This is a genomic window from Promicromonospora sp. NPDC023805 (assembly GCF_040639635.1).
Lineage (GTDB): Bacteria > Actinomycetota > Actinomycetes > Actinomycetales > Cellulomonadaceae > Promicromonospora.
This window is the reverse complement of sequence record NZ_JBFAAH010000001.1, coordinates 692820-709786: the sequence shown is the minus strand read 5'-3', so window position 1 is coordinate 709786 and position 16967 is coordinate 692820. Positions and strand designations below refer to the sequence as shown.

General features: G+C 70.8%; 15 protein-coding genes. All 15 read left to right on the top strand.

Annotated features, from left to right (window positions below; all coding sequences use genetic code 11):
* Positions 1 to 174: 174 nt before the first annotated feature.
* The 15 genes from AB0F70_RS03150 (at position 175) to AB0F70_RS03080 (ending at position 16819) form a co-directional block, all read left to right on the top strand.
* Entirely contained in the window at positions 175 to 471 is a 297-nt protein-coding gene (locus AB0F70_RS03150) for a WXG100 family type VII secretion target (RefSeq protein ID WP_357443465.1), read from the top strand.
* A 5-nt stretch (positions 472 to 476) separates the two neighbouring features.
* A complete protein-coding gene (locus tag AB0F70_RS03145) occupies positions 477 to 758 on the top strand; it encodes a hypothetical protein (protein ID WP_357443463.1) in 282 nt (93 codons plus the stop codon).
* 62 nt (positions 759 to 820) lie between these two features.
* Entirely contained in the window at positions 821 to 2227 is a 1407-nt protein-coding gene (locus AB0F70_RS03140; RefSeq protein WP_357443462.1) for a hypothetical protein, read from the top strand.
* Positions 2227 to 2871, top strand: coding sequence for a hypothetical protein (locus tag AB0F70_RS03135; protein WP_357443460.1), 645 nt, complete (start codon positions 2227 to 2229; stop codon positions 2869 to 2871). The genes AB0F70_RS03140 and AB0F70_RS03135 overlap by 1 nt, the downstream gene beginning before the upstream one ends.
* A complete protein-coding gene (locus AB0F70_RS03130; RefSeq protein ID WP_357443458.1) occupies positions 2868 to 3569 on the top strand; it encodes a hypothetical protein in 702 nt (233 codons plus the stop codon). The genes AB0F70_RS03135 and AB0F70_RS03130 overlap by 4 nt, the downstream gene beginning before the upstream one ends.
* Complete coding sequence (locus AB0F70_RS03125) at positions 3566 to 4093, top strand: hypothetical protein (protein ID WP_357443456.1); 528 nt, start codon at positions 3566 to 3568, stop codon at positions 4091 to 4093. The genes AB0F70_RS03130 and AB0F70_RS03125 overlap by 4 nt, the downstream gene beginning before the upstream one ends.
* A gap of 111 nt (positions 4094 to 4204) precedes the next feature.
* Positions 4205 to 4501, top strand: coding sequence for a WXG100 family type VII secretion target (locus AB0F70_RS03120; RefSeq protein WP_357443454.1), 297 nt, complete (start codon positions 4205 to 4207; stop codon positions 4499 to 4501).
* A gap of 5 nt (positions 4502 to 4506) precedes the next feature.
* A complete protein-coding gene (locus AB0F70_RS03115; RefSeq protein ID WP_357443452.1) occupies positions 4507 to 4788 on the top strand; it encodes a hypothetical protein in 282 nt (93 codons plus the stop codon).
* A 94-nt stretch (positions 4789 to 4882) separates the two neighbouring features.
* Positions 4883 to 6307, top strand: coding sequence for a hypothetical protein (locus tag AB0F70_RS03110; protein WP_357443450.1), 1425 nt, complete (start codon positions 4883 to 4885; stop codon positions 6305 to 6307).
* Entirely contained in the window at positions 6304 to 6957 is a 654-nt protein-coding gene (locus tag AB0F70_RS03105) for a hypothetical protein (protein ID WP_357443448.1), read from the top strand. Before AB0F70_RS03110 ends, AB0F70_RS03105 begins: the two co-directional genes overlap by 4 nt.
* Complete coding sequence (locus AB0F70_RS03100; protein ID WP_357443446.1) at positions 6954 to 7676, top strand: hypothetical protein; 723 nt, start codon at positions 6954 to 6956, stop codon at positions 7674 to 7676. The genes AB0F70_RS03105 and AB0F70_RS03100 overlap by 4 nt, the downstream gene beginning before the upstream one ends.
* A 61-nt stretch (positions 7677 to 7737) precedes the next feature.
* Positions 7738 to 9348 carry a hypothetical protein gene (locus AB0F70_RS03095; protein ID WP_357443444.1) on the top strand — a complete coding sequence of 537 codons (1611 nt, stop codon included), beginning with the start codon at positions 7738 to 7740 and terminating at the stop codon, positions 9346 to 9348.
* Entirely contained in the window at positions 9341 to 11164 is a 1824-nt protein-coding gene (locus tag AB0F70_RS03090) for a discoidin domain-containing protein (protein ID WP_357443442.1), read from the top strand. The genes AB0F70_RS03095 and AB0F70_RS03090 overlap by 8 nt, the downstream gene beginning before the upstream one ends.
* 1 nt (position 11165) lies before the next feature.
* A complete protein-coding gene (locus tag AB0F70_RS03085) occupies positions 11166 to 15587 on the top strand; it encodes an FtsK/SpoIIIE domain-containing protein (RefSeq protein ID WP_357443440.1) in 4422 nt (1473 codons plus the stop codon).
* Between the two features lie 86 nt (positions 15588 to 15673).
* Positions 15674 to 16819, top strand: coding sequence for a hypothetical protein (locus tag AB0F70_RS03080; protein ID WP_357443438.1), 1146 nt, complete (start codon positions 15674 to 15676; stop codon positions 16817 to 16819).
* The last annotated feature ends 148 nt before the right edge of the window (positions 16820 to 16967 follow it).

Here is a 16967-nt window from a genome sequence, read left to right as displayed (position 1 = left end):
GCGCTTTCTGCGCGATATGACGACGGGTCCGGAAGCAGTTCCGGGCCCGTCGCCGTCGTGTCGCGCGCCGTTCGTCATCCGTTCACACACGCGTCGCCGTCCGGTTAGTCCGATTGATGACGATTGAGACGCACGTACGAGACCGTCCGCAACCCGTGAGCGAGAGGTTCTGTCATGGCAAACATCAACGTGACCTTCCAGCAGATGGAAGATGCGGCGCAGCGCATCAAGCAGGAGTCGGAGGACATGCAGCACAAGCTCGACCAGCTGCGGTCGCTCGTGGACAACCTGGTGCAGGACGGCTATGTGACGGACAAGTCCTCCAAGCGGTTCGACGAGTCCTACAAGGAGCTCGACAAGGGTGGCAAGCAGGTCATGGAGGGTCTGACCGGCATCGGTGAGTACCTGAAGGCGGCCGCCGAGGCGCTGCGCAAGACCGATGAAGAGCTCGCCAACGCCGTACCGCAGTAGTCCCGATGGCAGATCTTGTCGTCACCAAGGCGGTCCTCGAGGACTCCGCCAAGGATCTCAAGGCGATCAGCGACGAGTTCAAGAACATGTCCAAGCGGTGGGACAACGGCACCATCTGGGGCCACGACGTCGTGAAGAGCGCCATGGACGACTTCATCGACGACTGGTGGGTCAAGCGGGAGAAGCTCCAGGTCCAGCTCGACAACCTCACGAAGAAGATGGACGAGGCCGCGAAGACCTGGACCGATACCGAGGACCAGCTGGCCTCGACCTTCGACCAGAAGTAGGCCGCAGCCCGCTGCCCAGGCAACAGCCACCGCACGTGTGACAGCAGCAGAAGAGGAGACGGATGAGCGCCGCCCGAATGGGGGACTGGCCCCTGGTCGGTCATGACTCGGACCCGGTCCCTGCCGATCCCTCGGAGTTGGACAAGGTCATCGCCCACTACAAGACGATGTCCGAGGCGATGACCGAGCAGGCAGCCCTGCTCAAGAGGATCGGTGACGGCGACGTCCGTCTCCTCAAGGGGCAGTCCGCGGACGCCCTGCGCAAGCGTGCCCGGGAGAGTGCAGGGGCCCTCGACAAGGCCGCCGCCCGGTACTCCGACGTGCACTCAGCGCTCGACGCCTACGAGCCGTCGCTGACCACCGCTCGGACCGACACGTGGAACGCCCTGACTGACGCGGAGAACGCCAACCGCGAGCTCCGGGGCGCGGAGGGCATGCCGGACCCGGTCAACGCAACCAGACCGGACGACGCCAAACCGCTGACCGCCGAGGAGAAGGCCCAGTCCTCGGAGCGCGAGTCGGCGATCAGCACCGCCAGCTCCGGCATCGAAGGGGCCAAGCAGAAGGTGGCCGGAGCCCTCGAGGCGCTCAGGGCCGCCGCCGAGGCCGCCTCCGCGAAGATCCGGGAGAACTGGAAGGTCGACGGCCTGCACACCTCGGGCTGGGACGCCTTCGTGCACCGGCTCAACAAGTTCCTGAAAGCGCTGGTCGAGATCCTGACCTACATCGGGATGGCGCTCGCGGTGCTGGCGATCCTCATACCCGGGCTGAACGTCATCGCGCTCATCGGCATCGGCGTCGCCGTGGTGTCCGTGGTCGCGAGCACCATCCTGGCCGCCCAGGGAGAGGGAAGCTGGCTCGGCGTCATCTTCGGCGTGCTCAGCCTCGTGGGGATCGGCATCGCGGCGAAGATGGCGAACAACCTCAAGGGCATCCAGGCGATCGGTCTGACGAAGGCCGGGCCGGTACAGCTGAAGCTGGCGAAGGACAAGATCGGCGCTATCGCGTTCGCCCTTCGCAACCTTGGCCCAAATGCGCCGCGCGCCGGGCTCAGGGACCTGCTGTCAAAGTCCATCGGAAACTTCCGGAGCATGGGGGACTTCCTGCTCAAGCAGCGGGTGAGCCCTGGCTGGTGGCATATCTTCAAGAATCCGAAGTGGGTCCTCAGGGAGGACCTGACCCGCCTCAGGACAGCGTGGCCCAACGGCGCCTATCGCTGGGACCGCCTCATCGGCATCAGCGACATCAGGGACGTCAGCAAGATCTCGGGCAGTCTCGGGCTGCTCGGGAACCTCTACCAGATCAAGCCGTGGATGTACGTCGGACCCATCGCCTACGGGATCGGCTGGTTCGGTCGACCGTTCAGCATGTTGAACCCCTCGTTCCTGAACCCGTTCGACCTGCGGAACACCAACGGCGGCTGGCACGACGCGGTCTATTCCGGCCCGACCAGCGAGAACCCGGTCTGATGGCGGCGGACGGATGGACCTGGACCGTCGACGAGCCCGAGGGCTGGGCGCTCGTCCCTACCGCTGATGCTGTGCCGCCCGAACTGCTCGAGGCGTGGGAACGGGAGATCACCGAGGTGGTCCGCGTGTCGTTCGACGACGGTCCCGTGGAGACTACCGACGCCGAGACCGTCGAGGCGCTGGACGCGCTGCGTGAGCGCGTGGCGGTGGAGTCCGTGGCCAGCCTGCGCGCCTTCGCCGAGGGCGTGCTCGACGCGGGCGCCCTGGTCGTCGCCACCTTCCGGGTGCCGGACTCGGCGCCGGTGCCGGTGCTCGTCACGGTCGGCATCGAGCCTCCTGGCGACCCCGGCGACGACCTCATGACCGCGCTCGGCGCCACCAGCGGCAGTCCTGTGGCCCCGCCCAAGATCGAGCATGTCGACCTGCCCGACGGGGACGGGATGCGCGTGACGCGCCTGGACCTGGACCCGCAGAACGGCGGCGCGTGGGTGAGCGTGTGCCTCGGCCGGCGCACCGAGCACGCGGATGCCTTCGTCGACACCGTGCTGCAGTGGCGGTCCCAGGATTTGCTGCACTGCCCCGCCATGACCGAGCTGCTCGACGAGCTGCTGCCGGCCGTCAGCATCGTCAGGAGCACACAGTGACCGACCCGATCATGACCGACCGGACCGCGACCGCCCAGCCCGTCGACGGCAGGCCGACCGACGCCTGGGCCCTCCTGCTCCCGGCCGGCTGGGTCCGGTTCCCGACCGGCGAGGAGCACCTTCGCGAGCTGGACGAGGCGATCGAGGACGTGGTCGCGAAGGCCCTGCCCGCCGACCTGCCGCGCGACTCGGTGGAGCCGCACCGGCGCATGCTCGCCGACGGTCTGCGCTCCTCGTTCGCCGACGCGCGGGCCGCCGGAGCCGGGGCGGTGTACCTGCCGACGGAGCCGATGAACGGCGTGATGATCCCCGGTTCGCTCACCGAGCTGGAGCTGGTCAGCGATCCTGGCAGCAACCCGCTCGAGGTGGTCGCGGAGGTGCTGGTCGACGGCTACGAGGAGAGCGAGCTCGTCGAGATCGACGGCCGGCCCGGCGTACGCGTCGTCGAGACCACCCTCGACGCGCACCCGGACGGCGATCTCCCCGACGCCTCGACCCGCCAGGTCGTGTACGTCGTGTCTCGCGACCAGGCCGACGGCGAGTGGCTGCTCCTCTCGTTCAGCACCGTCTGGACCAGCGAGGCGGGTGAGCGGCTCGCCGAGGCGCTCGTCTTCTTCTTCGACGCCGTCATGACCACCTTCCGGTGGGCGGGCCCCGGTGCGAACCCGCTGCACGTGCCGGAGGGGAGCGCCTCGTGACCTCCCTGACGAGCGGGAAGCCGACCGACAAGTGGGCCTTCCTGCTTCCGCCCGGCTGGGCGCGGGTCCCGACGCCCGGCACCGGCGTGGTGTACGCCCCCACCGTGCGGATGGCGGGGATCGCGATCCCGGCGTCCATCACCGAGACGGAGCTCTTCGGCGTCGTCGGCCGGAGCGCGACCGAGGTCGCGGCGAGCCTCCTGGGTGATGCCCAGGAGAGCACCGCGGTCGACGTCGACGGGCGTCCGGGTGCGCGGGTGGCGCGCACGTTGGGTGAGGCCCCGGGTGGGGCCGGCCGGCCGGCGGCCGGCACCCGTGAGGTTACGTACGTCGTCTCGCGGGACGATGCCGACGGCGACTGGCTGGTGCTGTCCTTCAGCACGAGCTGGACCAGCGGGCCCGCGGAGCAACTTGCCGACACCCTCGTCGCCTTCTTCGACGCGGTGATGACCACCTTCCGGTGGACCGGCCCCGGCGCCGACCCGGTCAACCTGCCGGAGCGGACGGTCCCGGGCTCGGCATGAGCGAGCGGCGTCGGCCCGGTTCACTAACCAGGTTGTCAGTATTTACATTCCAGTATGTCCGGTTCGTGTACGATCGCGCTGTTTCCCACGAGGCAATCGAGAGGATCGATCATGGCAAACATCAACGTGACCTTCCAGCAGATGGAAGATGCGGCGCAGCGCATCAAGCAGGAGTCGGAGGACATGCAGCACAAGCTCGACCAGCTGCGGTCGCTCGTGGACAACCTGGTGCAGGACGGCTATGTGACGGACAAGTCCTCCAAGCGGTTCGACGAGTCCTACAAGGAGCTCGACAAGGGTGGCAAGCAGGTCATGGAGGGTCTGACCGGCATCGGTGAGTACCTGAAGGCGGCCGCCGAGGCGCTGCGCAAGACCGATGAAGAGCTCGCCAACGCCATACCGCAGTAGTCCCGATGGCAGATCTTGTCGTCACCTCGGAGGTCATCGACGAAGGTGCCAAGCAGCTCAAGACCGTCATCGAAGAGCTCAAGCACATGGACGCCATGTGGGACGGCGGCGACATCTGGGGTCACAAGACGGTGGATGGCGCGATGGACGACTTCATCAGCAGCTGGTGGGTCAAGCGGGAGAAGCTCACGGGCAACCTGGAGGACCTCCAGGAAGGGATGGAGCAGTCCGCCGAGACCTGGAACAACCTCGAGACCGAGCTGGACAACTCGCTCAAGCCCGAATAGGCGCTGAGACCGAGCCGGACAGCTCGCTCGAGCCAGAGCTGGCTCCGTCAGAACTGGCGCCGAGGGTAGACCCGAGAACGTAGAAGGAGACTGGATGAGCGCCGCCCGCGCGGGTGAGTGGCAGTTGCTGGATCACGACGACGACCCGGTGCCGGCGGAGGCGTCCGGCCTGGATGCGGTGATCCGGCACTACAAGGCGATCGCCGGCATGATGACCTCGCAGGCGGCGCTCCTCAAGAAGGTCGGCGAAGGCGACGAGTCCCTGCTCAAGGGCGAGTCGGCCGATGCGATACGCGAGAAGGCGGGCGAGAGCCACGAGCGACTGGCCGCGGTAGCGGGCCGGTACGACGACGTGCACGCTGCGCTCAAGGAGTACCAGCCGGCCCTGGAGACGGCGCGCTCGGAGACGGGCGCTGCCTTGAGGGACGCGGAGGCTGCCGCGGACAAGCAGCGGGGCGCCGAGGCAATGGCCGACCCGGTGAACGCCGAACGGCCGGACGACGCGAAGCCTCTGACCGACGGCGAGAAGCAGGACTCGCGGGACCGCGACAACGCGATCGCGGGCGCGAAGGCCGATCTGGGCGCGGCCAGGGCCAAGTGCGAGGCGGCACTGGCCACCCTGCAAGCGGCGGCCGACCGGGCAGCGACCAAGATCAAGGAGAACTGGGGCGACGACGGCCTCGGGCACAGCGGCTGGGAAGCGTTCATCCACAAGGCGCTCAAGTGGATCGTCGAGATCCTCGGCTGGATCGGGATGGCGCTCGCGATCTTGGCGATGTTGGTCCCAGGGCTACAGTTCCTCGCGACCCTGGCGCTCGGCGTGGCCATAGTCGGCCTGCTCGGTAGCACCGTCCTCGCCATCACGGGGGAGTCCAGCTGGGTCAACGTCATCTTCGGCGTGCTCGCCGTGCTGACCCTCGGCATGGGCAAGGTCGCGATGAACCTCGCCAAGGCCGGCAAGAGCCTCATGGACCTGGCGAAGAACTTCGCCTTGCGCATCCCCACCTTCATGGCGGCGCTCAAGGGGTTGCCCAACCTGGCCGGGATGAACATCGCCAAGATGCTCGGCAACCTCAACTTCGGCAGGCTCCTGCAGAACATCAAGCTGCCCCCGATCCTCCTCGGCCCGGGCGGAAGCGTCGTGTCCAAGGTCGGGGCCTCCGGCTGGGGCTCGTTCTTCTCGAAGATCTGGGGAAGGTTCAAGATCAGCCCTGGGGACTGGGCAATCATCAAGAACCCCAAGGCGTTCTGGACGTTCAACGGCATGGCGGGCCTGCCCGACATGTCGGTCCTCAAGCACCTCAGCATCTTCGGGCGGATGGGTCTCCCGGGGTTCGCCGCCATCACACCGTTCGTCTGGATCATGGGCCCTCTGAACTTCTTCTGGGGGTTCGCGGCAGGTGCTATTCCCGCGATCATGGCGCCCTCGGACATCTTCGAGGACAGCGACACACGTGGCGACTGGGCCTGGGCGAAATGGGACGAGGAACACAACTACACGCCGGCGCTCTACCCGTGAGCGCGCGCACCGCCGGCGTCGGCGAGCTGGACTGGACCATCCGTCCGCCCGAGGGCTGGCTGGTGGTGCCCGCGGTCGGCACCGAGACGCCAGATGTGATCAGCGCGTGGGAGGACGAGGTCACCGAGGCAGTCCGGGCCTCGTTCGAGCAGCAGGCGTCCGAGGGCGACGACCCCTCGGACGACGATCGGGCCTATCTTCTGGAGACCGTGACCGCCTCGATCGCCAACCTCCGGGCGCAGGCGGACAGAGCAGCGGTCGACGGCGAACGGGTGGTGGCGGCCTTCGGCCTGCCGGACCGCGGTCCGGTGCCGGTGGTCGTGGCCGTGGGCATGAGCGATCCGGCGACGCCGGACGACGCACTCCTGGAGGCGCTGGGGGCGAAGGGCGGCGGAGCCCCGCTCAACCCGCCGACGGTCGACTACCTCGACCTGCCCGACGGCGACGGGGTGCGGGTCAGCCGGCTCGACATCGCCAAGGACGGTGGCGCGTGGCTGAGCGTCGGCCTCGGGCGCCGGACCGAGTACCCGGACACGCTAGTCGACACGGTGATCCTCTGGCGCACCCAGGACCTCTTCGCGGTCCCGTTCATGATGGAGATCCTCGACGACCTGCTGCCGGCCATCACCATTACCCGGAGCGAGCCATGAGCGACGTACCGACCGTGTCCGCAGGGACGGACGCAGGGATGGACCCGAAGCAGCTGAACGGCAAGCCGACCGACGGCTGGACCTTCCTGCTGCCGCCGGGCTGGGCTCGGTTCCCGACGGGGGAGGGCCGAGCGCGAGAGCTGGACGCGGCGATCGAGCAGGTGGTCGCGCGTGCGCTGCCGGACTCGATGCCTCGCGACAGGGCCGAGCCGTACCGCCACATGCTGCGCGACGAGCTGTACAAGACGCTCGCCGAGTCGCAGGAGGCCGGCACCGGCGCAGTGTATCTGCCGACCGAGCCGATGGACGGCGTCCTTGTCCCGGCGACCATCGCGGAGGTGGAGATCGTCAGCGACGTGGGTCAGGACCCGCTTCGGGTCGTGACCAGCATCCTGTCCGGCGGGTACGAGCAGAGTGATCCGGCCGAGGTCGACGGCCGTCCCGCGGTGCGGGTCGTGCAGACCAAGCACAACATGCGGCGCGATCCCGACTGGCCCGAGGTGTCGACCCGGCAGGTGCTCTACGTGGTCTCTCGCGACGAGGCTGCGGGGGAGTGGCTGGTCCTGTCCTTCAGCACTCTCTGGAACAGCGAGAAGACCGAGCTGCTCGCTGAGGCCCTGGTGCTCTTCTTCGACGCGCTGATGACCACCTTCCGCTGGGCCGGCCCTGGCGCGACCCCTATGAGCCTGCCCGAACGGACCGTGCCCGGCTCCGCGTGAGCCCGGGACGCTCCGAGCATCACACCCCGACTGACGCGACACATCTGAAGACGGAGCAACCGTGCACCACGCCCATCGCGCTGCCGCGGCACTCGCTGCTGCCGCCCTGTTCATGACCGCCGTCGCGGTGCCTGCCGCGACAGCCGCACCGCCCGCCGTTGGCCGCGCTGGCCTTGCTGCGGACGAGAGTGCTGCGGACGACAGCAAGGGCGAGAAGGTCAAGTACTACGTCATGAAGACCAGCCCGGACGGGGAGCCGGAGTTCCTCTTCCAGATCGCCCAGCGGTTCCTGGGCGACGGCAACCGGTACACGGAGATCTTCGACCTGAACAAGGGCCGCGCCCAGCCCGACGGCGGCACCCTGACCGACCCGGCCGCCGTGCTGCCTGGCTGGGTGATGCAGCTGCCCGACGACGCCGAGGGCGAGGGCATCGAGGTGGGCGTGCTGCCGGCGGGACCAGCGGGTGGCGACGCGTCTCCGGACGGCTCGGCCTCGGCCGCGCCGTCGGTGCCGTACTACGTGATCGGCAAGACGCGGAAGGGCGAGACCGAGTACCTGTACCTGATCGCCGAGCGGTTCCTGGGTGACGGCGAGCGGGCCAGGGAGATCTTCCAGCTCAACAAGGGACGCGCCCAGCCGGACGGTGGCACGCTCACCGTCCGGGACCAGGTCGAGGTGGGCTGGGTGCTCCAGCTTCCAGAGGACGCCAAGGGCAAGGCGGTGCAGCACGGCCCGCTCCCGGGCCCGACCGCCGAGCCGAGCGCCCCGGCGTCGGGCGCGGACGCGGGCGAGCAGGCCGCCGCGAGCCCGTCGTGGGTGGTGCTCGCCCTGCTCGGCCTCGGCGTCCTGGCGCTGGTGGGCGCCGTCGGGTTCGGCGTGGTGCTCGTTGCCCGGCGGCTACGCGGTCGCGAGGAGCCGTTCGACGACAGCCTGCTGCGCACCGACACGTCGGCGTCGTGGATGGTGGACCGGGCGTTGCGCGTGCTGCTCGCCTCGTGCGAGCGGGAGGGCGTAGAGGTGCCCGGCGTGACCGGCGTGTTCATCGAGGGCGGCGCCATGCGGCTGCGGCTGGCCAGCCCCGCCTCCCCGGCACCGGACCCGTGGGTGGCGAACGAGGACGGCCAGAGCTGGTCCGCGCCGCTCGCCCGGCTGCAGTCGGCACCCGCCAGCGAGGCCTCGACGGCGCAGTTCGCGCGGCTGGTCACCCTCGGTATGGCGGAGACCGGCCGGGTGCTCGTCGACTTCGTCCGGGCCAGGGGCGTGATCAGCCTGGATGGTCCCACGCGGGCGCGGCACGAGGTGCTGCGCCGCTGGCTGGGTGAGCTGACGGGCAACCCGTGGTCGAACGATCCCCGCGTGGTGATGGTCGGCAACGGCCTGCCGCAGGCCGAGCAGGCGGAGTACCTGTCGGCGATCGAGCAGGTGATCCCCGAGCTGGGTGTCGGCGCCGGCGGTGTGCTGGTGCTCTCGCAGGCGCCGTCCGTGACGCAGCAGGACCTCCTGGCGACCCGCTTCGCGGACTCGCGCTTCGCCTGGGTGGTGATCGTGCTCGGCGAGTCGAGCTCGGCCAAGTGGCGCATCCGGGCCGGCGACGACGGCTGGCTGCGCAGCGGGTTCCTCCCCGACGTCCGCTACACCGAGCAGACAGCTGTGAGGCGGACCGGTGAGTGAGCAGCTGAAGCGCATCGTGCTGCGCGCCCTCGTGGTGGGGCTGCTGGCGGCCCTCGCCGGGCCCGTCGTACCCGCGCAGGCGGCGGAACCGGTGGTCCTGCTCTCGCAGGGCAGGCCAACGGTGGCCTCGTCCCTGGAGAAGCCCGAGTTCCCGGCGCGCAACGCGGTGGACGGCAACTCGCAGACCCGGTGGTCCAGCGCGTTCAGCGATCCGCAGTGGCTGCGGATCGACCTGGGGCGGTCCACCGTCGTGCACCGGGTCGAGATCGACTGGGAGGTCTCGCACTCGACCGGCTACTCGATCCAGCTCTCGGACGACGGCGAGACGTGGGAGACGCACTGGTTCGGTGCGGGCGACGGCGGCCAGGACGTGCACAACATCCTCGGCGAGGGCCGGTACGTGCAGATGCACTCCACCCAGCGGAGCGGCACGGCGGGCAACTCGATCTGGGAGATGCGCGTCTACGGCGAGGCCGAGAAGAAGGCGGCGGCCCCGGCACAGCAGGCGAGCCCCAAGCCGGAGTCGAGTGCTGAGGCGAGTGCGAAGCCGAGCTCCTCGCCCAAGGCATCTCCGAGCCCGTCGCCGAAGGCATCACCCGAGCCGAGCCGCAGCGGCCCGCCGGGTTCCGTCCTGTACTACGTCATCAAGGCGACGCCCGACGACAACGTCGAGAAGCTCAACGACATCGCCGCGCGGTTCCTCGGTGACGCGGCCCGCTGGCCGGAGATCGCCGAGCTGACCGAGGGACACCAGCAGCCCGACGGCGAGTACATGACCGACCCGAGGAAGCCGAAGCCCGGCTGGGTGCTCAAGATGCCCAAGGACGCCACCGGCGAGGGGCTGCAGTTCGGCCCGCTCCCCGGCTATGCGCAGGCCTCGTCGTCACCCGGGTCGTCGGCTTCGCCCTCGCCGAGCCCCGTTGCCGACGTGTCGGACGCCGAGGCGGCGAGCAGCACCGTTCCCTGGCTCACGATCGCCTGGGCCGGGGCGGCGGTGCTGGTGCTCGGCCTGCTGGTCGGTCTCGCGATCTGGCTCGTGCGGCGGCGGAAGCGGCACGAACCGTTCGACGACAGCCTGCTGCGCACCGACACGTCGGCGGCGTGGACCGTCGACCGGGCGCTGCGGGTGCTGATGGCGGCGTGCGAGCGCGACGGGCTGGAGGTGCCCGGCATAACCGGCGTGTTCATCGAGGGCAGCTCGCTGCGGCTCCGGCTGACCAACCCGGCGTCGCCCGCCCCTGAACCGTGGACCGTGAGCGAGGACGGGCAGAGCTGGTCCGCGCCGCTGGCGAAGCTGCAGTCGGGTGCGGCGTCGGAGGGCTCGACCGCCCAGTTCGCCCGGCTGGTCAACCTGGGTATGGGGGAGACGGGCCGGGTGCTCGTGAACTTCTCCGTGGCCAGGGGCGTGATCAGCCTGGACGGCCCGACCCGGGTGCGGCACGAGGTGCTGCGCCGGTGGCTCGGCGAGCTGACCGGCAACCCGTGGTCGAACGAGCCGCGCGTCGTGATGGTCGGCAACGGCCTGCCGCAGCCCGAGCAGGTGGAGCACCTGGCCGGGATCGAGCAGGTGGTTCCCGAGCTGGAGGTCGGTGACGGCGGCGTGCTGGTGCTGTCGCAGGCTCCGTCCGCCGCACAGCAGGACATGCTCGCGGCCCGGTTCGCGAGCCCTGAGTTCACCTGGGTGGTGATCGTGCTCGGCCAGTCCTCGTCGGCGAAGTGGCGGTTCACCGCGGGCGACGACGGCTGGCTGCGCAGCGGGTTCCTGCCCGACGTGCGCTTCGACGAGCAGACCGCCGTGCGGCGGGGAGGCGAATGACATGCACGCACTGATCACCACGCGGCACGGGGCGCGTGAGGCGCTCCTGTCCCTCGACCTGGACGAGCGCACCAGCACCGCTGACCTGGCCGAGCGGCTGGCCGCCGAGGTCGGTGCGCCCAGGGGCAGCACGATGTATGTCGACGGCCGGGTGGTGTGGGACGGCGGCGTGCAGGATCGTCCGGTGCCGGACGGCGGTCGTGCGGCTGCCGGCACGCTCGTCGCGGCGTCGGGCATCCGGGACGGCGCCGTCGTCACGTTCGGCGAAGCGGACCTGCGGAACGGCGTCCTGGGCGGTCCGGTCGACCTGTGTGTCACGGGCGGAACGGGCGCCGGCTCGGTGGTCCGGCTCGGGGTCGGCGAGTCGGTGCTGCAGGTGGGCCACGACGGCCGCGTCCGGGTGGACGAGCCGCGCGAGGGCGGGCGGCCCGCGGTCGTGGTCGTCGTCGCGTTGGACGGCGGGGTGCGGGTGCGGCGCCTGCCGGACCCGCGTTCCGCGGGCCACGCGATCCACCTGGACCGGCTGGAGGAGCCGCTGGGCGAGGACGAGGCGCCGTGGGCGGTCGGTACGCAGCTGCGGATCGACCCGAGCGTGCTGACGGTCCAGCCGGCCACGCGGCCCGACGCCGACCTACGCCCGGCCAAGGAGCCGGGGCACCTTGACTACAACCGGCCGCCACGGCTGCTGCCGCCCATGCCCGCCACGCACTTCCGGCTGCCCGCCGAGCCGACCGCCCCCGCGCGCAACCCGCTGCCGTGGCTCGGCATGGCCATGCCCGCGGTGCTGGGCATCGTGATGGCGATCGTGTTCACGTCGCCGTTCTACCTGATGTTCGCGCTGGCCTCGCCCCTGATGGGCTGGGGCAACTGGTGGATGTCCAAGCGCAACGGCGTGGTCACGCACAAGGAGCGCCTCAAGCAGCACGCCGAGGAACGGGCGGCCCTGGAGGAGGAGGTGCTGGACGCCGTGCGCCGCGAGCAGCACCGGCGCCGGGTCTCCAGCCCAGGGGCCGCCGAGCTGCGGCTCATCGCGACCACGCCGACGCGGCGGCTCTGGGAGCGCCGCAGCACCGACGGGGACCACCTCACGGTGCGGCTGGGGCTCGCGGACGCGACCAGCCGGGTAGAGGTCGAGGACAGCGCCGAGCCCGAGCACCGCCGCAAGACCCGCGCGACCGTGCGGTCCGTGCCGGTCACGGTGCCGCTCAAGGAGGCAGGGGTCGTCGGCCTCGCCGGCCCGGGGGACTGGCCGCGTCGTCGGGCACGATGGATGGTGGGCCAGCTCGGTGTGCTGCAGAGCCCGCGCGACGTCCAGGTCTACGTGCTGACCAGCTCCGAGCACGTGCAGGCCTGGGCGTGGGCGGCCTGGCTGCCGCACGTGCGCCCGTCGTTCGGCCAGGAGGCCGTGGCACTGATCGGGACCACCACGGACACCCTGTCGGCCCGCGTCGCCGAGGTGAACTCACTGATCACGCAGCGTCGCGCCGCCATGGAGGGGTCGAGCAACAAGGTCATGTCGGGCCCGCAGGTGGTCGTGGTGCTCGACGGCGCCCGCCGGCTGCGCGCGCTCCCCGGCGTCGTCTCCATCCTGCGCGACGGCCCGGGCGTCGGCGTGAGCGTCGTCTGCCTGGACGGTGACGAGCAGCTGCTGCCCGAGGAGTGCACGGTGGTGGCGCTCGCCCGCGTGGACGGCGGCATGACGCTGCGCAGGCAGGACGCCGACGACCTGCGGTCCGTGCTGGTCGACGAGGTGCAGGACGACTGGTACGAGCCTGTCGCCCGCGCCGTCGCCGCCGTGCACGACGTGACCGCCGCCGAGGGCGAGGGGCTCATCCCCGACTCGGCGCGGCTGGTCGAGGTGCTCGGCATCGAGGAGGTCGACGCCGAGCACATGGTGGCCAGGTGGCGCATGATCTCGAACGGCGGCAAGGGCAGCACCGCCGCCGTCGTCGGCGTGTCGCTGGACGGGCCGTTCACGCTCGACATGGTGCGCGACGGGCCGCACGCCCTCGTGGGCGGCACCACCGGTTCGGGCAAGTCGGAGTTCCTGCAGACGGTCGTCGCCTCGCTCGCGGTGGTGAACACACCCGAGACCATGAACTTCGTGCTCGTCGACTACAAGGGCGGCGCCGCGTTCAGCCAGTGCGAGCAGCTGCCGCACACCGTCGGCATGGTCACCGACCTCGACTCCCACCTCGTGGAACGGGCGCTGGACTCCCTGCGCGCCGAGCTCACCTTCCGCGAGCACATCCTCGCCGCCGCCGGGGCCAAGGACCTGGAGGACTACCTCGACGCCCAGGGGCGGGGGTACGTCGGACCCATCCTGCCGCGCCTGATGATCGTCATCGACGAGTTCGCCTCGATGGCGCGCGAGCTGCCCGACTTCGTCGCCGGGCTGGTCAACATCGCCCAACGAGGCCGCTCGCTCGGCATCCACCTGATCCTCGCCACCCAGCGCCCGTCCGGCGTCATCTCCCCGGAGATCCGCGCCAACACGAACCTGCGCGTCGCCCTGCGGATGACGGACAAGAGCGAGTCCAAGGACGTCATCGACGCGAACGAGGCGGCGGACATCGCCAAGTCGCAGCCCGGCCGGGCCTACGCCCGGCTCGGGAGCACGTCGCTGGTCCCGTTCCAGTCCGCCCGCGTGGGCGGACGGCGGCTCTCGCTGACCGACCTCGGCCAGGTCGACCCACCGTTCGTCGCGCGCGTGTCGGTGGCCGACCTCGGCGCCCCGCCGCCGAGCCGCCCCCGCGTGAAGCGCCAGGAGAACGTCGAGACCGACCTCGCCGCGCTCGTCGAGACGCTGCGCGAGACCGCCAAGCTCGGCGGCTGGCCCGCGCCGCGCCGGCCGTGGCTGCCGGCGCTCCCGGATCTGCTGTCCCTCGACTCGCTGGTGCAGCCGAGCGCCCGGTCGCAGCTCGCGTGGGCGCTGGAGGACTCGCCCGCGGACCAGCGCCAGGGTCCCGCCCTGATCGACCTCGACGACTTCGGGCACCGGTACGTCATCGGCGCCCCGGGCAGCGGCCGTTCGACGACGCTGCGCACCGTGGCGTTCGCCGCGGCGCACGGCATGTCAGTGGCCGACCTGCACCTGTACGCGCTCGACTGCGGTAACGGCGCGCTGACGGTCCTCAACGAGCTGCCGCACACGGGCGCCGTCGTGCAACGCGGGCAGGCCGAACGGGCCAAACGCCTGCTCACGCGCCTGCAGGCCGAGCTAGGGCGGCGCCAGCAGGTGCTCGCGGCCGGCAACTTCGCCAGCGTCACGGAACAGCGTGAGCTCGCTGACCCGGGGACCGGGCTGCCGCGCGTGCTCGTGCTGATCGACCGCTGGGAGAGCTTCATGAGCACCTACGGCGAGATCGACAGCGGCAAGCTCGTCGAGATCGTCCAGGAGCTGCTGCGCGACGGCGCGAGCGCGGGCATCCACCTCCTGGTCGCCGGCGACCGCAGCCTGCTGTCGAGCCGGATGAGCGTGCTGACCGACGACTCCCTCGTGCTGCGGCTGACCGACCGGTTCGACTACGGGATGGTCGGCATCAACCACAAGAAGCTGCCCGAGGAGATCCTGCCCGGACGGGCGTTCCGGTCGGCCAGCGGGCTCGAGGTGCAGGTGGCCATCCTCGGCGACGACCCGTCGGGCCGCGCCCAGACGGGCGCCGCCCGCCGGATGGCGGCCGAGATCCGGGAGCGGGAGGACGTGGTGCCCGGGACGGGTCCGTTCCGCGTGGACGACCTGCCCTCGACGATCACCGTGGACGCGGCGTACCAGTACGCCGGCCCGGAGGCGGCCCAGCCGATGTGGGCGCTGCTCGGCGTCGGCGGCGACGACCTGACGGCGTTCGGCATGGACCTCGCGGGCGACGCGCCCGCGTTCCTGGTGGGCGGTCCGTCCAAGTCGGGCCGGTCCACGATGCTCGCGGTCATGACGGAGTCGCTGCTGCGCGGCGGCACCCAGGTGGTGATCCTCGCGCCGCGGCCGAGCGTCCTGCGCGACTTCGAGGGCCGGGACGGCGTGCGCGCCGTGCTCACCGGCGCGGAGGTCACGGAGGAGGACCTGGCCCCGCACCTGGACCCGGACGGCTCCCCGGTGGTGCTGGTCGTGGACGACGGCGAGCTCGTGGCCGACGCCCCGGCGAAGACCTGGCTGCGCGCCTACCTGCGCACGGCCGCCGACAACCGCCGCGGCCTGATCCTCGGCGGCGACGCGTCCGAGGTGGCCGGGGGATTCTCGGGCTGGCAGGTCGACGTCAAGAAGAGCCGGCGAGGCGCCCTGCTCAGTCCTCAGGACCGGTTCGACGGCGACCTGGTGGGCGCGAGCCTGCCGCGTTCCGCGGTGTCGACCCAGGTCACTGCGGGCAAGGCGCTGGTGCACCTCGGGTCGGGGGAGCTGATGACCGTGCTGGTGCCGACGCTGTAGGGGGTTCGTCTTGGCTCGCGTGGGGTGGGTGCGGGGACGGGCGTGGCGGTCGCGCGCGCCGTCCGTCGTCGTGCCACCGTAGGAGCGTGCCAGCGGACGACCAGTTCGATCTCGACACCGCCGTCGACGCGCTCTACGCGCGGCCTCTCGACGAGTTCATCGCCGCGCGCGACGCCGCCGTCCGGCAGGCGACCGACAGCGGCGACCGTCTGGGCGCCGCGCGGGTCAAGCGACTGCCGAAACCTTCGGTCGCCGCCTGGGTGATCAACCAGGTCGCGCGAGAGCATCCCGACGAGATCGGGGCGCTCGCGCAGCTCGGCGACGAGCTGCGTGCCGCTACGCAGGACCGGGACCGTGCCCGGATCCGGGCGCTGGACCACCTGCGTCGTGAGCGCACCGACGCACTGGTCCGCACCGTCCGCGAGGCGGGTGAGGTGGGCGGACGGGCCGTATCGTCCGCCGTGCTCGACCGGATGACCGAGACGCTGACCGCTGCCGTGATGGATCCGGACGCCGCGGCGGTGGTCCGTGCCGGACGCCTTTCCCGGGCGCTGCAGCACGTCGGGTTCGGGATAGTGGACGAGGAGGGCGAGGAGGCGGAGCTCGTCGAGCTGCGTCCCGGGACGTCGGAGGCCGGACGGTCGAAGGATGCGGGAGGGCCGGAAGGCGAGGGGCGGCCGAGGGCGGCTGGGCGGTCGAAAGGGGCTGGGTCGCCGAAAGCGGCTGGGTCGCCGAGAGGGAGTGGGCGGTCCAAGCCGAAGGAGACGCCGGCCGCCGACAGGACCGATTCCGCGGAGGCGGACCTGGTCGCTGCGGAGCAAGCGGTCGAGGAGACCTCCGCACGGGTCGATGAGCTGGAGGCGCGCCGCGACGAGACTCGCGAGCGGCTTCGCGCCGCTGACGCGGTGATCGAGCGCGGGGAGGACGAGGTCGAGCGTCTCGACCAGGAGCTGGAGCGGCTCACCGCCGAACGGGACGCGGCGAGCAAGGCTGTCGACGACGCTCGAGAGACGGCGGACGAGGCGCGCACCGACCTGACGGCCCTCGAGGACGAGCTCGACGACGCCGTGAACACGCCGCCGCGGCCCGCCGCCGGCGCCGGGAGGCGCGCGGGCGGTAGGTCTTGCGGGTGGTGGGCGCGCTGGACGGGTCGCTGGACGGGGTGGTCGGGCCAGCGGGTGGTGTTGGCGCGAGGCGTCGCGGACAGCTTTGGCGTGCGAGAAACCTGGTGACATCGAGGGCCCATCGAAGTGGTCAGAAGTTATCCACAGATTTGAAATCCGCCGTGCGGAGCGTACGTGTGTTCGAGATAATGGATGCACTGAAGGAGCGAGTACTAGAGGCGAGTAGGAGGTGGGTGCGGTGGAGCCGACGACGAAC